The following is a 14839-nucleotide window of genomic DNA, read 5'->3' on the forward strand; positions in this document are numbered from 1 at the left end:
TCGACAAAAAGGGACAAGCCTGCCCTAAAGTACGGGCGTTCGACTGCCGAGAAGGGCAGGTTGGGCGACGGGTTACGGCCGGGAGTTTCCGTGTTCGGTAACTCCCGGCCGTAGCAAGCCTGTTGTTCCCTCCGGGGCTACATCCCGGCCGTCGCGTCGCACGCCTGTGCGCGCAGGGCGCGGGCCAGGTCGTCGCGGGCCTCGAGGACGAGACGGCGCAGCGCGGGCGCCGCGTCCTCGTGCGCCGCCAGCCACGCGTCGGTCGCGTCGAGCGTGCCCGGGGAGTCCTGGAGCGAGGGGAAGAGGCCCTTCACCACGTCCATGCCGATCTGGATGGACCGCTCCTGCCACACGCGCTCGATCGCCGCGAAGTACCGCTCCGCGTACGGCGCGGTCAGCTCGCGCTGCGCCGGCTGCTGGAAGCCCGCGATCGTCGCCTCGACCAGCGCGTTCGACAGCGCGTCCGACTCGACGACCTGTGCCCAGGCCTGCGCCTTCACCGCCGCGGACGGGCGCGCCGCGAGGCAGCGCACCTGGTGCCGCTTGCCGGAGGCGGTGTCGTCGCGCGCCAGCTCCGCGTCGATCACCGACTCGTCGGCCTCGCCCGTGGAGGCGAGCGCATTCACGAACGACCAGCGCAGCTCCTGGTCGACATCGAGCCCGTCGATCTTCGCGGTGCCTTCGAGCAGGCCGCGCAGCAACTGGAGATCGGCCTCGGCGGAGGCGACCGAGGCGAAGAACCGCGCCCACGTCAGCTGGTTCTGGCTGGCCGGCTCGGCGAACCGCAGCTCCCGCAGGGCGCCCTCGGCGAGCTGCCGGCTGCCCTCGGCGCGCCACTCGGGCGCCGCGTAGTGCGTGACCGCCGAGTTCGCCCAGGTGTGCAGCATCTGGAGGACGCCGATGTCGCTCTCGCGCCCGGCGAACCGCAGCACGAGGCCGATGAAGTCACGCGCGGGCATGAGCCCGTCCCGCGTCAGGCTCCACAGCGCCGACCAGCACAGGGCGCGCGCGAGGGGGTCGGTGATGTCACCGAGGTGCTCGCGCAGGGTGGCCAGCGAGTTCTCGTCGAAGCGGATCTTGCAGTAAGTGAGGTCGTCGTCGTTGACCAGGACCAGCTCGGGCGCCTCGGCGCCGGCCAGCTCGTCCAGCACGGTCCGCGGCCCGTCCACATCGACCTCGGCACGCGCGTACCGCACGAGCGCCCCGCTCGCACCGTCACGGTGGTAGAGGCCCACGGCGACGCGGTGCGGCCGCAGCGTGGGGTGCGACTCGGCGGCCTCCTGGATCACGGCCAGCTCGGTGATCCGGCCCTCGGCGCTCAACGTGACCTGCGGGGTGAGGGAGTTGACGCCCGCCGTCTGCAGCCACGCCCGCGACCACGTGGCCATGTCGCGCCCGCTGGTCTCCTCCAGGACGGACAGCAGATCGCCGAGCTGCGTGTTCCCGTACGCGTTCCGCTTGAAGTAGCGCCGCGCGCCTTCGAGGAACGCCTCGCGCCCCACGTAGGCGACGAGCTGCTTCAGGACGCTCGCGCCCTTCGCGTACGTGATCCCGTCGAAGTTGAGCTTGGCGTCCTCCAGGTCGCGGATGTCGGCCGTGACCGGGTGTGTGGAGGGCAGCTGGTCGGCGCGGTACGCCCACGCCTTGCGGTTGTTGGCGAAGGTGATCCAGCCGTTGGCGAAGCGCGTCGCCTCGACCATCGAGAACGTCCCCATGAAGTCCGCGAAGGACTCCTTGAGCCACAGGTCGTCCCACCACTGCATCGTGACGAGGTCGCCGAACCACATGTGCGCCATCTCGTGCAGGATGACGTTCGCGCGCCGCTCGTACGACGCCTGCGTCACCTTGCCGCGGAAGATGAACTCCTCGCGGAACGTGACACAGCCCGGGTTCTCCATCGCGCCGAGGTTGTACTCCGGCACGAACGCCTGGTCGTACTTCCCGAAGGGGTACGGGTAGTCGAAGTGGTCGTGGAAGAAGTCGAGCCCCTGCTTCGTCACCAGGAACACGTCGTCCGCGTCGAAGTGCTTCGCGAGCCCCTTGCGGCACATCGCGCCGAGCGGGATCTCCAGCTTCGTACCGTCCTCGAAGACGCGCTCGTAGGAGTCCGTCACGTAGTGGTACGGGCCCGCGACGATCGCGGTGATGTACGTCGAGATCGGCTTCGTCTCGGCGAACTTCCAGACGCCATCGGCGAGTTCACCGACTCCGTTCGACCAGACCGTCCAGCCCTCGGGCGCCTGCACGCTGAAGCGGTAGGGCGCCTTGAGGTCGGGCTGCTCGAAGTTGGCGTAGACGCGCCGCGAGTCGGCGGGCTCGTACTGCGTGTAGAGGTAGACCTCGCCGTCCTCGGGGTCGACGAAGCGGTGCATGCCCTCGCCGGTGCGGCTGTAGGCGCACTGGGCGTCGACCACCAGCTCGTTCTCGGCGGCCAGGCCGTCGAGCGCGATCCGCGTCCCGTCGAAGACGGCCGCCGTGTCGAGGTCCTCGCCGTTCAGCGTCACCGCGTTCACGGACGGCGCGATCAGGTCCACGAAGGTCGCGGCGCCGGGCTCGGTGGCCCGGAACCGGATCGTCGTCACCGAGCGGAACGTCCGGGGACCCTCGCCCTCGGTCTCGCCGATCGCGGACCGCAGATCGAGCTGGACCTCGTACCCGTCGACGGACAGCAGGCCCGCCCGCTCGCGGGCCTCGTCGCGGGAAAGATTCTCTCCGGGCACGGGCGGCACTCCCTTGTGACTCGACTGGCTGCACTTGTGGTGCGAACAGGACCGATCCTGCCATGTGCCCCTGACGGCTGACAGCCGGGAATGGGACGCCGGCGCGGGGCGTTGGCGAGGAGAGTCAACGCCACGGAAACATGAGGAGAACCATGTCCGAGAAGACCCCCGTCGACTTCTGGTTCGACCCCCTGTGCCCCTGGGCCTGGATGACCTCACGGTGGGTCCTCGAAGTGGAGAAGGTCCGCGACATAAAGGTCAGGTGGCACCTGATGAGCCTCGCCGTCCTGAACGAGGACAAGCTCGACGACCTGCCCGACGACTACCGCGAGCTCCTTGAGACTAAGGCCTGGGGCCCGGTCCGCGTCGTCATCGCCGCGCAGGAGGAGCACGGCGCGGAGGTCCTCGGCGACCTCTACACCGCGCTCGGCACGCGCATCCACAACGGCGGCGAGGGCCCCACGAAGGAGGCCGTCGCCGCAGCCCTGGAGGAGGTCGGCCTGCCCGCCTCCCTCCTCGACCACTGGGACGGCACGAAGTACGAGCCCGAGCTGCGCGCCTCCCACAAGGAGGGCATCGACAAGGTCGGCCAGGACGTCGGCACGCCCGTCATCGCCGTACCCGGCGCGGACGGCGAGCAGATCGCGTTCTTCGGCCCGGTCGTCACCCCGGCCCCCAAGGGCGAGGAGGCCGCGAGGCTCTGGGACGGCACGCTCCTGGTCGCCTCGGTCCCCGGCTTCTACGAGATCAAGCGCACGCGGACGCAGGGGCCGGTCTTCGACTGAGGTTCAGCCGAGGTCCGTGGGCACTTCCACGGGCGTCCGGAACCGGCGTTCCTGGCGATCCGTGCGGAGCTTGCGGCAGTCGCCCTTGGTGCACATGAAGTAGTTCTCGACGTATTGCTCGCCGATCCGCCCGCGGAGCCAGACCTTCTCCTTCTCCGTCAGCGGGCGGTGCGTCTCGCGGGACTTGCACCAGTGACACGACATGGGCTGCGGTTTCGTCATGCCGCCACGATCCACCGGACCCCCCGCTACCGAAAGACCCCCGCGAGTCACGTCCTCGCGGGGGTCTTTCCTTTATCCGCCCGCCGCCGCGAAGGTTGAGAAGACGATCACGAGGCGGGACGCTTCAGCGGCTCAGGGGGCGACCAGCAGGTTGAACGCCCGGTCCTTCGCGGCCGCGTACCGCTTGGCGACGTCCTGCCAGTTGACGACGCGCCACATGGCCTCGACGAAGTCGACCTTCTGGTTCTTGTACTGGAGATAGAACGCGTGCTCCCACGCGTCGAAGACCAGGATCGGGACCGAGCCCTGGCCGACGTTGCCCTGGTGGTCGTAGATCTGCTCGACGATCAGGCGCCCGCTCACCGGCTCGTACGCGAGGACGCCCCAGCCGGAGCCCTGCGTCGTCGCGGCGGCCTTGGTCAGCTGGGCCTTGAACCCGGCGAAGGAGCCGAAGGAGGCGGTGATGGCGTCCGCGAGGTCGCCCACGCCGTCCGTGGCCAGCGGCTCGCCGCCGCCGTCGCCGGTCATGTTGTGCCAGTAGATGCTGTGCAGGATGTGGCCCGAGAGATGGAACGCGAGGTTCTTCTCCAGGCCGTTGATGGCGCCCCACGACTCCTTGTCGCGGGCCTCCTCCAGCTGCTCCAGGGTGTCGTTCGCCCCCTTCACATACGCCGCGTGGTGCTTGTCGTGGTGGAGCTCGATGATCTGCGGGTTGATGACCGGTTCGAGCGCCGCGTAGTCGTACGGAAGTTCTGGGAGCGTGTAAATGGCCATGTCCGAGTCCTCCGAGCTGCGTACTGCAGAGCTTATTGCAACTGATGCGCAAGTGCAGGCTAACAGCAGTAGTCGGTGGTGCAACGCGAAGGACCCCCGGGCCAGATGGCCCGGGGGTCCTCGGTGAGCTGAGCGGAGTCAGGCGGTGGTCGCCGCCCGCGACTCCGCCCTCTTCTGGCGTACGTAGCCGACGATCGCGAGCACGATGGTCAGGCCGCCCGTGTAGTACAGCTGCACGCGCGTGTCGTGCTCACGGGCCATCAGGACGAAGACGACGACCATCGCGACGAGCGCCAGGACCGTGAGGTACGGGTACGCCCACATCTTCACGACGAGCTTCTCCGGGGCCTCGCGCTCCAGCTTGCGGCGCAGCAGCAGCTGCGAGACGGCGATGAAGAACCAGACGACGAGGATGATCGCGCCGATGGTGTTGAGCAGCCAGGCGAAGACGTCGTCCGGGCGCCAGTAGCTGAGCAGGACGCAGACGAAGCCGAAGGCGGCGGAGATCAGGACCGCGACGCGCGGCACACCGCCGGTGACCTTGCCGATCGCCTTCGGGCCCATGCCGCGGGCGACCAGCGAACTGGCCATGCGGGAGGCGCCGTAGATGTTGGCGTTCATGGCGGACAGCAGGGCGATGAGGACGACCACGTTCATGATCTGGCCGGCGCCGGGGATGCCCAGGTGGTCGAGCGTGGCGACGTACGGGCCCTTGGTCGGGATCTCCTTCGCCGTCCACGGCAGCAGGACCACGACGACGGCCATCGAGCCGACGTAGAAGAGGGCGATACGCCACATCGCCGTACGGACCGCCTTCGCGACACCCTGCACCGGGTGCTCGGACTCGGCCGCGGCGATGGTGACGGTCTCCAGACCGCCGTACGCGAAGACCGAGGCGAGCAGGCCGACGATCAGTCCCTCCGTGCCGTTGGGCATGAAGCCGCCGTGGCCTGTGAGGTTGTCCATGCCGGGCGCGGAGACGTCGGGCAGGACGCCGAGGATCGCCAGTACGCCGATGACGAGGAAGAGCACGATCGCGCCGACCTTGAGCGTCGCGAACCAGAACTCGAACTCGCCGAAGTTCTTCACGGCCGCGAGGTTCGTACCGGTGAACAGCAGCATGAACAGCGCGACCAGCGCCCACTCGGGCACGCCCGGCAGCCACCCGTGCACGATGCCCGCCGCGCCGATCCCCTCCAGCCCCACCGCCACGCAGAGCAGGAACCAGAACGCCCAGCCCGCCGTGAAGCCCGCCCAGGGGCCGATGGCCCGCTCGGAGTGCACGGAGAAGGAACCCGAGGCGGGATACGCGGCCGACATCTCGCCGAGCATGCGCATCACGAGCATCACGAGCGCGCCCGAGATCGCGTAGGCGAGGATGATCGACGGGCCGGCGGCCGCGATGGCGGTTCCGGAGCCCACGAAGAGGCCGGCGCCGATCACACCGCCGAGCGCGATCATGGAGAGATGGCGCTGCTTGAGACCGCGCGACAGCGACGGCTCGGCCGGCGACTGATCGATCGGCTGCGCGTCGACCGGCGACTGCGCGGACGTCCGAGACATGGATGTGCCCTGTTCATTAGCTGAGACGGGGGAAAGGCCCACAGTCTGAGCAGCGGCACCGGCTACAGGGAACAGCTGACCGGTATACGGACACGACGCTCACACATCGTGAAGGTTCAGGCACGCCGCGCGCGCAGTTCCCGCACTCCCGCGACGGCCACGACGAGCGCGGTCGCGCCGGTCGACCACAGGAGCTGCGGACGCGCCGTGTCGTCGGTCAGCATCAGCCCGATGACGGCCGCCATCGCGGCGAGCGTCACCCACGTCAGCCACGGGAACCCCCACATCCGCAGCACGAGCCGCTCGGGCGCCTCCCGCTCGACGAGCCGCCGCAGCCGCAGCTGCGACGCCGCGATCAGCGCCCACACGAACAGCAGCACCGCGCCGACCGAGTTGAGCATGTAGAGAAAGACGGACTCCGGCCACTCCAGATTGAGCAGCACCGACACGAAGCCGAACGCGACCGACGCGAGCACGGCCCGGCGCGGCACGCCCCCGCCGCTCACCTTCAGCAGCGCGCGGGGCGCCTCACCGCGCTCGGCCAGCGAGAACACCATGCGCGAGGAGCCGTAGAGGTTCGCGTTCAGCGCCGAGAGCAGCGCCACGAACACCACGATGTTCATGATCTGGCCCGCGGACGGCACTCCGATCGCGTCGAGGACGGTGACGTACGGGCTGATGCCCGCCTTCTGCGCCGTCCACGGCAGCACCGTCACGATGACCAGCATCGAGCCGACATAGAAGAACAGGATGCGGAAGACCGCGCTGCGCACCGCCCGCGAGACCGCGCGCACCGGGTCGTCGGACTCGGCGGCAGCGATCGTGACGACCTCCAGGCCGCCGAACGCGAACACGACGGCGAGCACACCGGAGATGACGCCCTGCCAGCCGTGCGGCAGGAAGCCACCGTCATGCCCGGTGAGGTTGGTGAAGCCGACCGGGTCCGTGTCTGGCAGCAGCCCGAAGACCGCGAGCGTGCCGAGGATGAGGAACGCGACGATCGCGAACACCTTCAGGGCGGCGAACCAGAACTCGAACTCACCGAAGTTCTTCACGGCCGCCAGGTTCGCCCCGGTGAAGACCACCATGAACACCAGCACCCAGGCCCACTGAGGCACGCCCGGCGCCCAGCCGTTGGCGATCTGCGCCGCGCCCGTCGCCTCCACGGCGAGGACGACGACGAGCAGGAACCAGTAGAGCCAGCCGACGCTGAACCCGGCCCAGCGGCCGAGCGCCCGCTCCGCGTGCACGGAGAACGAACCCGACGCCGGCATCGCCGCAGACATCTCGCCCAGCATCCGCATCACACACATCGCGAGCGTGCCCGCGATCAGATACGAGACGACGATGCCGGGCCCCGCGACCGCGATCCCGGCGCCCGAGCCGACGAAGAGCCCCGCCCCGATCACGCCGCCGAGGCCCAGCATCGTCAGATGCCGTTGCTTGAGTCCGCCTCCGAGCGGTTCCGGTTCGGACGGGAGCTGGTCGTGCATCGGCGGTTCAGACTGCTTTCGGGGCTCGCGTGGGTTTGGCGGGAACCTACAGTCTCCCCGGCGGCCGACCCTGCGCGCAAAACGGCCCGTTTCGGTGCTGGCCTCAGTGACGAGCATCACGCCAAGTCGCGCATGAGTGAGGCCCTTTGTGAGGAGCCCACCAACACCCGCCGTCACCCTTTGTCGAGCAGTGACCGTGATCGGGGATCGGCCCCTGGGATAGCGTCACGGTGTCCCAACCTGCCCTCACCCCCGCGGAGTCCCGATGAGTACGGCTGCCGTCTCCACCCGCCCCGGCAAGGTCCTGGCCGACCTGCTCCCCGCTTCGCGCACCCGCGACATCGCGCTCGTGCTCGGCGGCGCCGCCCTCACCGGCGTAGCGGCCCAGATCGCCGTGCCCGTGCCGGGTTCCCCGGTCCCGGTCACCGGGCAGACCTTCGCCGCGCTCCTCGTCGGCACCGCGCTCGGCGCCCGCCGCGGCTTCCTCTCCCTCGCCGTGTACGCGCTCGTCGGCATGGCCGGCATGCCGTGGTTCGCCCAGGGCACCTCCGGTGCGGGCGGCGCCTCCTTCGGCTACGTCATCGGCATGCTGCTCGCCTCCACCGTCGTGGGCGCGCTCGCCCGGCGCGGCGGCGACCGCTCGGTCCTGCGCACCGCGGGCACGATGGTCCTCGGCTCCGCGATCATCTACGCGGTCGGCGTGCCCTACCTCGCCGCCGCCACCGGCATGACCCTCACGCAGGCCGTCGCCGCGGGCCTCACGCCGTTCCTCATCGGCGACGCGGTGAAGGCGGCCCTGGCGATGGGCGTGCTGCCCACCGCCTGGAAGTTCGCCAACAAGTAGTTCTCGCCACGGGCGCTCAGCGCACGTTGCAGCCCCTCCGGAAGAGGTTCGCCGGGTCGTACGCGGCCTTCACATCGGCGAGCCTCTTCCGCGTCTGTGCGTCGTACAGCCCCTCGGTACGGTCTCCGCCGAGCAGGCCCTGGAAGAGCTCGGGCTCGGCATCGGCGGAGACCGTGCGAAGGCGTGCGTCCGCCGTGACGACGTCGACCGACCGGACGTGATCGGCCGCGTGACCGAACTCCCGCGCCAGGATGCCGAGTCCGCCGCCCAGCGTGTAAGAGACCGCGCCCATGCCCGGCGCCGATCCCCCCACTGCCTCAAGGGCGTGGAAGGCACCCCCATTGCGGGACGAGGCCGTGGGGAGCGGCCGCCTCGACGACCTGCCGCCGGCGCGTCCCCGCCGAGACCCGCACCGTGCGCTCCGCCGTATCCACCACGACCTCGTCCAAGCGTCGCGTGGAGACCAGCACGCCGCCCTCGAAGCCGCCGGGCAGCCCGTGCCCGGTGGCCTGCACGCCGACCGGCAGTCCGGCACCGGCCGCGTACGCGACAGCGGCCACGACGTCATCGGCGGAGGTTGCCGCGAAGATGACGTCGGGCCGCTGGGCGAAACCGGTCCGGAAACCGGCGAGTTCCTCGTCGTACCCGGCGTCGCCGGGCCGCAGGACGAGCTGCTGTGTACGGATGCCGTCGGAGTTCATGCGGCAGACCTCTGCCCGCATCACCCGACACCCGCCGTCAGCTTTTGCGCTGACACCTTCCGGGAGGGCCCGGAAGGGTCAGGCGGAGACCTTCTTCCGCTTCTGCACCTGCTCGCGCACGAGCGCGATACCGACTACCAGGGCCGCCACGAGCAGCGACAGGACGACCTGCTCGCGGCCCGCGTCGTCGGTGAGCATGTAGACGAGCACGAACGAGATCATCGCGATCGTGGCCCACGTCAGATACGGGAAGAGCCACATCTTCACGACGAGCTTCTCGGGCTGCTCGCGCAGGATCATGCCGCGCATCTTCAGCTGCGTGAAGCAGATGACGAGCCAGACAAAGAGGGCGACGGCGCCGGAGGAGTTCAGCAGGAAGTTGAAGACGGTGTCCGGCCACTGGTAGTTGAACCAGACGGCGACGAAGCCGAAGACGACGGATCCGAGGATCGCGGCCTGCGGCACACCGTTCTTGCTCGTCTTCGCGAACGCCTTGGGCGCGTCACCGCGCTGGCCGAGCGAGAACGCCATGCGGGAAGCGGTGTAGAGCCCGGAGTTCAGGCAGGACAGCACGGCCGTCAGCACGATGACGTTCATGACCTGACCGGCGTGGGGGATGCCGATCGAGTTCAGGGCCGCGACGTACGAGCCGTCCTTGGCGATCGACTTGTCGTTCCACGGCAGCAGCGTCAGGACGATGAAGATCGAGCCGAGGTAGAAGACGCCGATACGCCAGATCACGCTGTTCGTCGCCTTGGTGACGGCACGCTGCGGGTCCTCGGACTCGCCGGCGGCCAGCGTGACGATCTCGCTGCCCATGAAGGAGAAGACGACCATGAGGACGCCGGTGAGGATCGACCCGGCGCCGTTGGGCATGAACCCGCCCGCGTCCGTCAGGTGCGAGAACCCTGCACCCGGATTGTCCGAGCCCGGCAGCACGCCGAACACGGCGAGCAGGCCGATGATCACGAACCCGCCGATCGCGACGACCTTGATGCCCGCGAACCAGAACTCGAACTCGCCGTACGAGGCGACCGAGGCCAGGTTCGTCGCGGTCAGGACGACCATCACGATCAGGGCCCAGCCCCACTGCGGCACGGCCGGTACCCAGCCGTTGAGGATCACCGCGCCGGCGGTGGCCTCGACCGCGAGGACGACGACCCAGAAGAACCAGTACAGCCAGCCGATGGAGAAGCCCGCCCAGCGGCCGAGCGCCTGGTCGGCGTAGGCGGAGAAGGAGCCGGACGACGGCCGTGCGGCGGCCATCTCGCCGAGCATCCGCATCACCATGACGACCATCAGGCCGACGAGGGCGTACGAGATGAGGATGGCGGGTCCGGCCTTGGCGATGCCCGAGCCGGAGCCGACGAAGAGGCCGGCGCCGATCACGCCGCCGATGGCGATCATCGACAGGTGTCGGTTCTTGAGGCCGGCCTTCAGTTGGTCGGGACCGTTATTTCCGGTCTGACCGCTGTCAGGCTGTGAATCTCCAGGATTGTGGGGCGCCTGGTCGGCCTTCGCAAGGGAGGGTTGCGAGGTCATGGACGAATCCTTAAGTCTCGGGTCACGAGCCCACGCATTCAAACCCAGGGACGTACCGGACGGAAGACCTGACTCCGTATCGTGATTTTCGACTCCGAGACGTTTGCCCGTAAACAAACGGTGACAACGACCCGACCGCGCCGTGCCCGGGTGGGACGTGCCACACTCGGACCCATGCGCGTGTACCTCGGCTCGGATCATGCCGGCTACGAACTCAAGAACCACCTCGTCGAATGGCTCAAGGCCCACGGCCACGAGCCCGTCGACTGCGGGCCCCACATCTATGACGCCCAGGACGACTACCCTCCGTTCTGCCTCCGTGCCGCGGAGCGCACGGCGGCGGACCCGGACGCCCTCGGCATCGTGATCGGCGGCTCGGGCAACGGCGAGCAGATCGCCGCGAACAAGGTGAAGGGCGTCCGTGCGGCCCTCGCCTGGAGCGAGCAGACCGCCGCGCTCGGCCGCGAGCACAACGACGCGAACGTGGTCTCCATCGGCGGCCGCATGCACACGCAGGAAGAGGCGACGAAGTTCGTCGAGATCTTCCTCTCCACCCCGTACTCGAACGAAGACCGCCACACGCGCCGCATCGAGATGCTGTCGCGCTACGAGGAGACGGGCGAACTCCCCGCGATCCCGCCCCACCACCCGCAGGGCTGATAAGTACAGCCCCTCCGGCGTTCGAGGAGCGGGGTCCGGGGCGGAGCCCCAGGTCTTTCGGGAAGGGGCGGGCTGGGGGAGTAAAGAACCCCAAGCCCGCCCCCACCCATCCCGAGGAGAAGGACGACGTGCCCGAGGGCCACACCATCCACCGCCTGGCCCAGGACCACGCGGAGCGCTTCGCAGGCCGCCCACTAGGCGTACGCAGCCCGCAGGGCAAGTTCTCCGACAGCGCCGCACTCCTGGACGGCCTGGTCCTCGACGAAGCGGACGCTCACGCCAAACACCTCTTCCTGGGCTTCGCGGAAACCGGCTGGATCCACATCCACCTGGGCCTCTTCGGCAAGTACACCCTCGGAGAGACCCCGGCCCCGCCCCCCACGGACACCGTCCGGCTGCGCCTGCTGAGCGACACGCACTACTCCGACCTGCGCGGCCCCACGACCTGCGCCCTGATCACGGATGCCGAGAAGCAGGCGATACACGACCGCCTCGGCCCCGACCCGCTCAGGAACGGCGACGACCCGGACCGCGCCTGGCGCCGTATCTCCCGCAGCCGCACCACCGTCGCCGCGCTGCTCATGGACCAGAAGGTGATCGGCGGCGTCGGCAATGTCTACCGCGCGGAGGTCCTCTTCCGGCACGGCATCGACCCGTACACCCCGGGCAAGGACCTCAGGCCCGACGAGTGGACGGCGATCTGGACGGACCTGGTGGCGCTGATGCGCGAGGGCGTCCGGCACAACCGCATCGACACCGTCCGCCCGGAGCACACCCCCGAGGCGATGGGCCGCCCGCCGCGCGTGGACGACCACGGCGGCGAGGTGTACGTCTACCGGCGGGCCACGATGCCGTGCCATCTGTGCGGCACGGAGATCCGCACGGCGTCACTCGCGGCCCGCAACCTCTTCTGGTGCCCGAGGTGCCAGCCGCCCCGCTGACCAACCAGCACCCGCCACACCTCGCCCGCTCAGAATCCGTGCGGCAGCCAGGGCGCCACGACAGACCCGAAGGCGAGCGCCGCCTCGCCGACCGCGCCAGGACGCAGCTCCCGCACCCGCCCGGCCGCCGCCAGCGCCGCCAGCGACGTGTCGCCGAGGTAGGCCGCCGCCAACTCCCGTACGGACAGGGCAAGATCGGCTGTGTCCTCGCTGTCCCCCGTGCGCTTGCAGGACGCCCCCTTGGCGTCCCCGGTCAGCCGCCACCGCCCCGCGTTCCACGGACAGAACTCGTCCGTCACGTCCAGGACGACGTCGACCGGCGCCTGATACGTGCGGGCCTCCAGCGCGACACCGAGGTCCACGAGCCGTACGTGCAGGGAGTCCCGCAGCCGCACCTGGCACCGCCGGATGTCGCTGACCAGGGAGAACAGCGGATCGTCCACCGGCCGGTTGCGCGCCTGGACGGTCGACGTCAGGTCGATGTCCAGGAGGAAGCGCCACAGCGCCGCGTACGCCGCCGCGTCGAGCGCGTCGATGTGCCGCAGCGTGATCCGGCCCTTGGGCCCGGCCGCGTCCCACTCGGGCTTGTTGTGGAAGCGGACGTATCCGACCGTCTCGCCGTCACGCTCGGCCAGCACGCACTGCATCGGCGACGCGCCCTCGCGCTCCGACGGCGCGTCGAGCAGCGGCAGCCGCTCCCAGCCGGGCCTGCGGGCGAGCATGCCGGGCCGGGTGCCGATCGTGCGCAGGTACACGGCCTCGCACTCGGCGGCGGCCTCGGCGACGTCGGCGAACCGCAGCCGTACGTCGTCCGTCCCCGCCGGAGCGTTGATCCGCACCCGCGTCGAGTCGATCTCCACGCTCGCCTGCCGCGTCCCGATCCCGTACCCGAACCGGCCGTAGATCGCGGGCTCGGACGCGGTGAGCACGGCGAGCGGCTCGCCCCAGGACCGTACGTCGTCGAGCTGGCGCCGCATCATCGACGTCAGGACCCCGCGCCGCCTGTCCGTCGCCGCGACGGACACCATCGTGACGCCCGCCGCGGGGACCTGGGCCCCGCCCGGCACCGTCACCCCGAACGTGAACGCCCCCGCCGTCCCCACGCACCGGTCGCCGTCCCAGACGCCGATGGACCGGTCGAACTCGGTGAGGTCGTCCCACAGCGCGCGCTCCTCGGGCGCTTCGGGGACTCCTCCGAAGGCCAGCTCCAGCTTCGCGTACCACTCGTGCCAGTCGTTCTGGCGCAGCACCCGTACGTCCATCGTCATAGGGCATCCCTACCAGGACGCTGCGGACGAAGCGAGAGATTTTCCCCGCCCGCGAAAGGTGCCGGAAGGGGCCTGGAAGAGGGACAAGTGGGACCTCCCGTGCGAAGCCCCTGGCCCGCTGTATAAGGTCCACGAGCAATGGCAGGACGACGCGCGCAAGCCGAGACGTTTCCGGCCCGGATGAAGATGAGACTGCACCGGGCCCGCATCGGCCTGCGCAGATCGGGTGTCGACTACTTCCGCGGCGACGGTTCCGACTGGGTCGCCCTGGCGGGCCTGCTCCTCACGGTCCCGGTCATCACCTGCGGCACCCTCCTCAACTCGGTCTGGTGTTCCCCGACGGCGCTCGTCCTGCCGATCGTCGCGGGCGGACTGCTGCTGCGCCCGGCCAGCCTCCTCGGCCTGTACGCGGCCGCCGCTGCGGCGCTCATCGTGGAGTCCGTCAGGCTCGGCCCGTACTCGGAGGGCGCCGCCCGGGTCACCCCGGGCACTGTCCTGGTCGTGGCGGCCTGCGGTTTCTTCGGGCTGCTCATCGCCCAGTTCCGCAGCCGGGTCGGCGTGCCCTGGCGGCGCGGCGGCACGATGCTGTTCGACCTGCGCGAACGCATCCGCGTACAGAGCAAGCTGCCGCAGCTGCCCAAGGCCTGGCACCGCGAGATGGCGCTGCGTCCGGCCGGCGGCCAGTCCTTCTCCGGCGACTTCGTGGTCGCGGCCCGTACGAACGGCGGCCGCACCCTGGAGGCGGTCCTCACCGACGTATCGGGCAAGGGCATGGACGCGGGGTCCAGGGCCCTGCTCCTGTCCGGAGCCTTCGGCGGGCTCCTCGGCTCCCTGCCGCCGCACGCCTTCCTGCCTGCCGCCAACGGCTATCTGCTCCGCCAGGACTGGGACGAGGGCTTCGCCACGTCCATCCACCTCGTCCTCGACCTGGAGTCGGGCGACTACGAACTCTTCTCCGCGGGGCACCCGCCGGGCCTCCAGCTCAGCGCGGGCAGCGGCCGCTGGGAGGAGAAGGCCGCCGAGGGCCCGCTCCTCGGGGTCTACGACGGCGCCCAGTTCGACTCCATAAAGGGCTCCCTGCGCCCCGGCGACGTCCTGATGCTCTTCACGGACGGCCTGGTCGAGACGTCCGACCGGGACATCGCCGAGGGCATCGACCGCCTCACCGGCGAGGCGGACCGCTATGTCTCGGGCGGGTTCCACGGCGCGGCCTGGCACCTCATCGAAGCGGTGGCCAAGGACGTCAACGACGACAGGGCGCTACTGCTGATCTGCCGGGACGCGTGACGGCTCCGCCTGCGCGTTGATGAGGCTGCGGCGAAGCCG

General features: G+C 69.8%; 13 protein-coding genes and 1 pseudogene. 5 read left to right on the top strand and 9 right to left on the bottom strand.

Annotation, left to right across the window (positions count from 1 at the left end):
• Positions 1-137: 137 nt before the first annotated feature.
• Positions 138-2720: an aminopeptidase N gene (gene pepN, locus OG574_RS29965; protein ID WP_326775750.1), complete on the bottom strand. Its 2583-nt coding sequence runs from the start codon at positions 2718-2720 to the stop codon at positions 138-140.
• 152 nt (positions 2721-2872) lie between these two features.
• Between pepN and OG574_RS29970 the strand changes: the two genes are divergently transcribed.
• Positions 2873-3505: a mycothiol-dependent nitroreductase Rv2466c family protein gene (locus OG574_RS29970; protein ID WP_199841790.1), complete on the top strand. Its 633-nt coding sequence runs from the start codon at positions 2873-2875 to the stop codon at positions 3503-3505.
• Between the two features lie 3 nt (positions 3506-3508).
• On the opposite strand, the gene OG574_RS29975 is transcribed toward OG574_RS29970, so the two are convergent.
• The 4 genes from OG574_RS29975 to OG574_RS29990 form a co-directional block, all read right to left on the bottom strand.
• Positions 3509-3727 carry a hypothetical protein gene (locus OG574_RS29975; RefSeq protein WP_326775751.1) on the bottom strand — a complete coding sequence of 73 codons (219 nt, stop codon included), beginning with the start codon at positions 3725-3727 and terminating at the stop codon, positions 3509-3511.
• Positions 3728-3859: 132 nt separating this feature from the next.
• A complete protein-coding gene (locus tag OG574_RS29980; RefSeq protein WP_326775752.1) occupies positions 3860-4501 on the bottom strand; it encodes a superoxide dismutase in 642 nt (213 codons plus the stop codon).
• Between the two features lie 138 nt (positions 4502-4639).
• Positions 4640-6064, bottom strand: coding sequence for an amino acid permease (locus OG574_RS29985; RefSeq protein WP_326775753.1), 1425 nt, complete (start codon positions 6062-6064; stop codon positions 4640-4642).
• Between the two features lie 116 nt (positions 6065-6180).
• Positions 6181-7557 (bottom strand): amino acid permease, encoded by a 1377-nt coding sequence (locus OG574_RS29990; RefSeq protein ID WP_326775754.1) that lies wholly within the window; start codon positions 7555-7557, stop codon positions 6181-6183.
• A gap of 265 nt (positions 7558-7822) precedes the next feature.
• Here OG574_RS29990 and OG574_RS29995 point away from each other — a divergent pair, with 265 nt between their 5' ends.
• On the top strand, positions 7823-8401 hold the full coding sequence (locus OG574_RS29995) for a biotin transporter BioY (protein ID WP_326775755.1): 579 nt from the start codon (positions 7823-7825) through the stop codon (positions 8399-8401).
• A gap of 16 nt (positions 8402-8417) precedes the next feature.
• On the opposite strand, the gene OG574_RS30000 is transcribed toward OG574_RS29995, so the two are convergent.
• The 3 genes and pseudogenes from OG574_RS30000 to OG574_RS30010 all read right to left on the bottom strand — a co-directional run bounded on the left by OG574_RS30000 (position 8418) and on the right by OG574_RS30010 (position 10644).
• Positions 8418-8510, bottom strand: a complete 93-nt coding sequence (locus OG574_RS30000; protein ID WP_442816937.1) for a BBE domain-containing protein — start codon at positions 8508-8510, stop codon at positions 8418-8420.
• Positions 8508-9102 (bottom strand): annotated as a pseudogene (locus OG574_RS30005) (FAD-binding oxidoreductase); the annotation flags it as partial. The pseudogene OG574_RS30005 and the gene OG574_RS30000, both read right to left, overlap by 3 nt.
• 78 nt (positions 9103-9180) lie before the next feature.
• Positions 9181-10644 (bottom strand): amino acid permease, encoded by a 1464-nt coding sequence (locus OG574_RS30010; protein ID WP_326775756.1) that lies wholly within the window; start codon positions 10642-10644, stop codon positions 9181-9183.
• A gap of 174 nt (positions 10645-10818) precedes the next feature.
• On the opposite strand from OG574_RS30010, the gene OG574_RS30015 reads away from it, so the two are divergent.
• Together OG574_RS30015 and OG574_RS30020 are read left to right on the top strand one after the other, a co-directional pair.
• Positions 10819-11304, top strand: coding sequence for a ribose-5-phosphate isomerase (locus tag OG574_RS30015; protein ID WP_326775757.1), 486 nt, complete (start codon positions 10819-10821; stop codon positions 11302-11304).
• Between the two features lie 128 nt (positions 11305-11432).
• A complete protein-coding gene (locus OG574_RS30020) occupies positions 11433-12245 on the top strand; it encodes an Fpg/Nei family DNA glycosylase (RefSeq protein ID WP_326775758.1) in 813 nt (270 codons plus the stop codon).
• Positions 12246-12274: 29 nt separating this feature from the next.
• Here the strand turns inward: OG574_RS30020 and OG574_RS30025 are convergent, their stop codons facing one another.
• A complete protein-coding gene (locus tag OG574_RS30025) occupies positions 12275-13513 on the bottom strand; it encodes a GNAT family N-acetyltransferase (RefSeq protein WP_326775759.1) in 1239 nt (412 codons plus the stop codon).
• 138 nt (positions 13514-13651) lie between these two features.
• On the opposite strand from OG574_RS30025, the gene OG574_RS30030 reads away from it, so the two are divergent.
• Complete coding sequence (locus tag OG574_RS30030) at positions 13652-14800, top strand: PP2C family protein-serine/threonine phosphatase (RefSeq protein ID WP_326775760.1); 1149 nt, start codon at positions 13652-13654, stop codon at positions 14798-14800.
• Positions 14801-14839: the final 39 nt, after the last annotated feature.

It is taken from the genome of Streptomyces sp. NBC_01445 (assembly GCF_035918235.1).
Lineage (GTDB): Bacteria > Actinomycetota > Actinomycetes > Streptomycetales > Streptomycetaceae > Streptomyces.

Coding starts and splice junctions, on each gene's coding strand:
- OG574_RS29970 (WP_199841790.1), top strand. CDS start 2,873: ATGTCCGAGAAGACCCCCGTCGACTTCTGGTTCGACCCCCTGTGCCCC.
- OG574_RS30010 (WP_326775756.1), bottom strand. CDS start 10,644: ATGACCTCGCAACCCTCCCTTGCGAAGGCCGACCAGGCGCCCCACAAT.
- OG574_RS29990 (WP_326775754.1), bottom strand. CDS start 7,557: ATGCACGACCAGCTCCCGTCCGAACCGGAACCGCTCGGAGGCGGACTC.
- OG574_RS29985 (WP_326775753.1), bottom strand. CDS start 6,064: ATGTCTCGGACGTCCGCGCAGTCGCCGGTCGACGCGCAGCCGATCGAT.
- OG574_RS29980 (WP_326775752.1), bottom strand. CDS start 4,501: ATGGCCATTTACACGCTCCCAGAACTTCCGTACGACTACGCGGCGCTC.
- OG574_RS30030 (WP_326775760.1), top strand. CDS start 13,652: ATGGCAGGACGACGCGCGCAAGCCGAGACGTTTCCGGCCCGGATGAAG.
- OG574_RS29975 (WP_326775751.1), bottom strand. CDS start 3,727: ATGACGAAACCGCAGCCCATGTCGTGTCACTGGTGCAAGTCCCGCGAG.
- OG574_RS30015 (WP_326775757.1), top strand. CDS start 10,819: ATGCGCGTGTACCTCGGCTCGGATCATGCCGGCTACGAACTCAAGAAC.
- OG574_RS30025 (WP_326775759.1), bottom strand. CDS start 13,513: ATGACGATGGACGTACGGGTGCTGCGCCAGAACGACTGGCACGAGTGG.
- OG574_RS29995 (WP_326775755.1), top strand. CDS start 7,823: ATGAGTACGGCTGCCGTCTCCACCCGCCCCGGCAAGGTCCTGGCCGAC.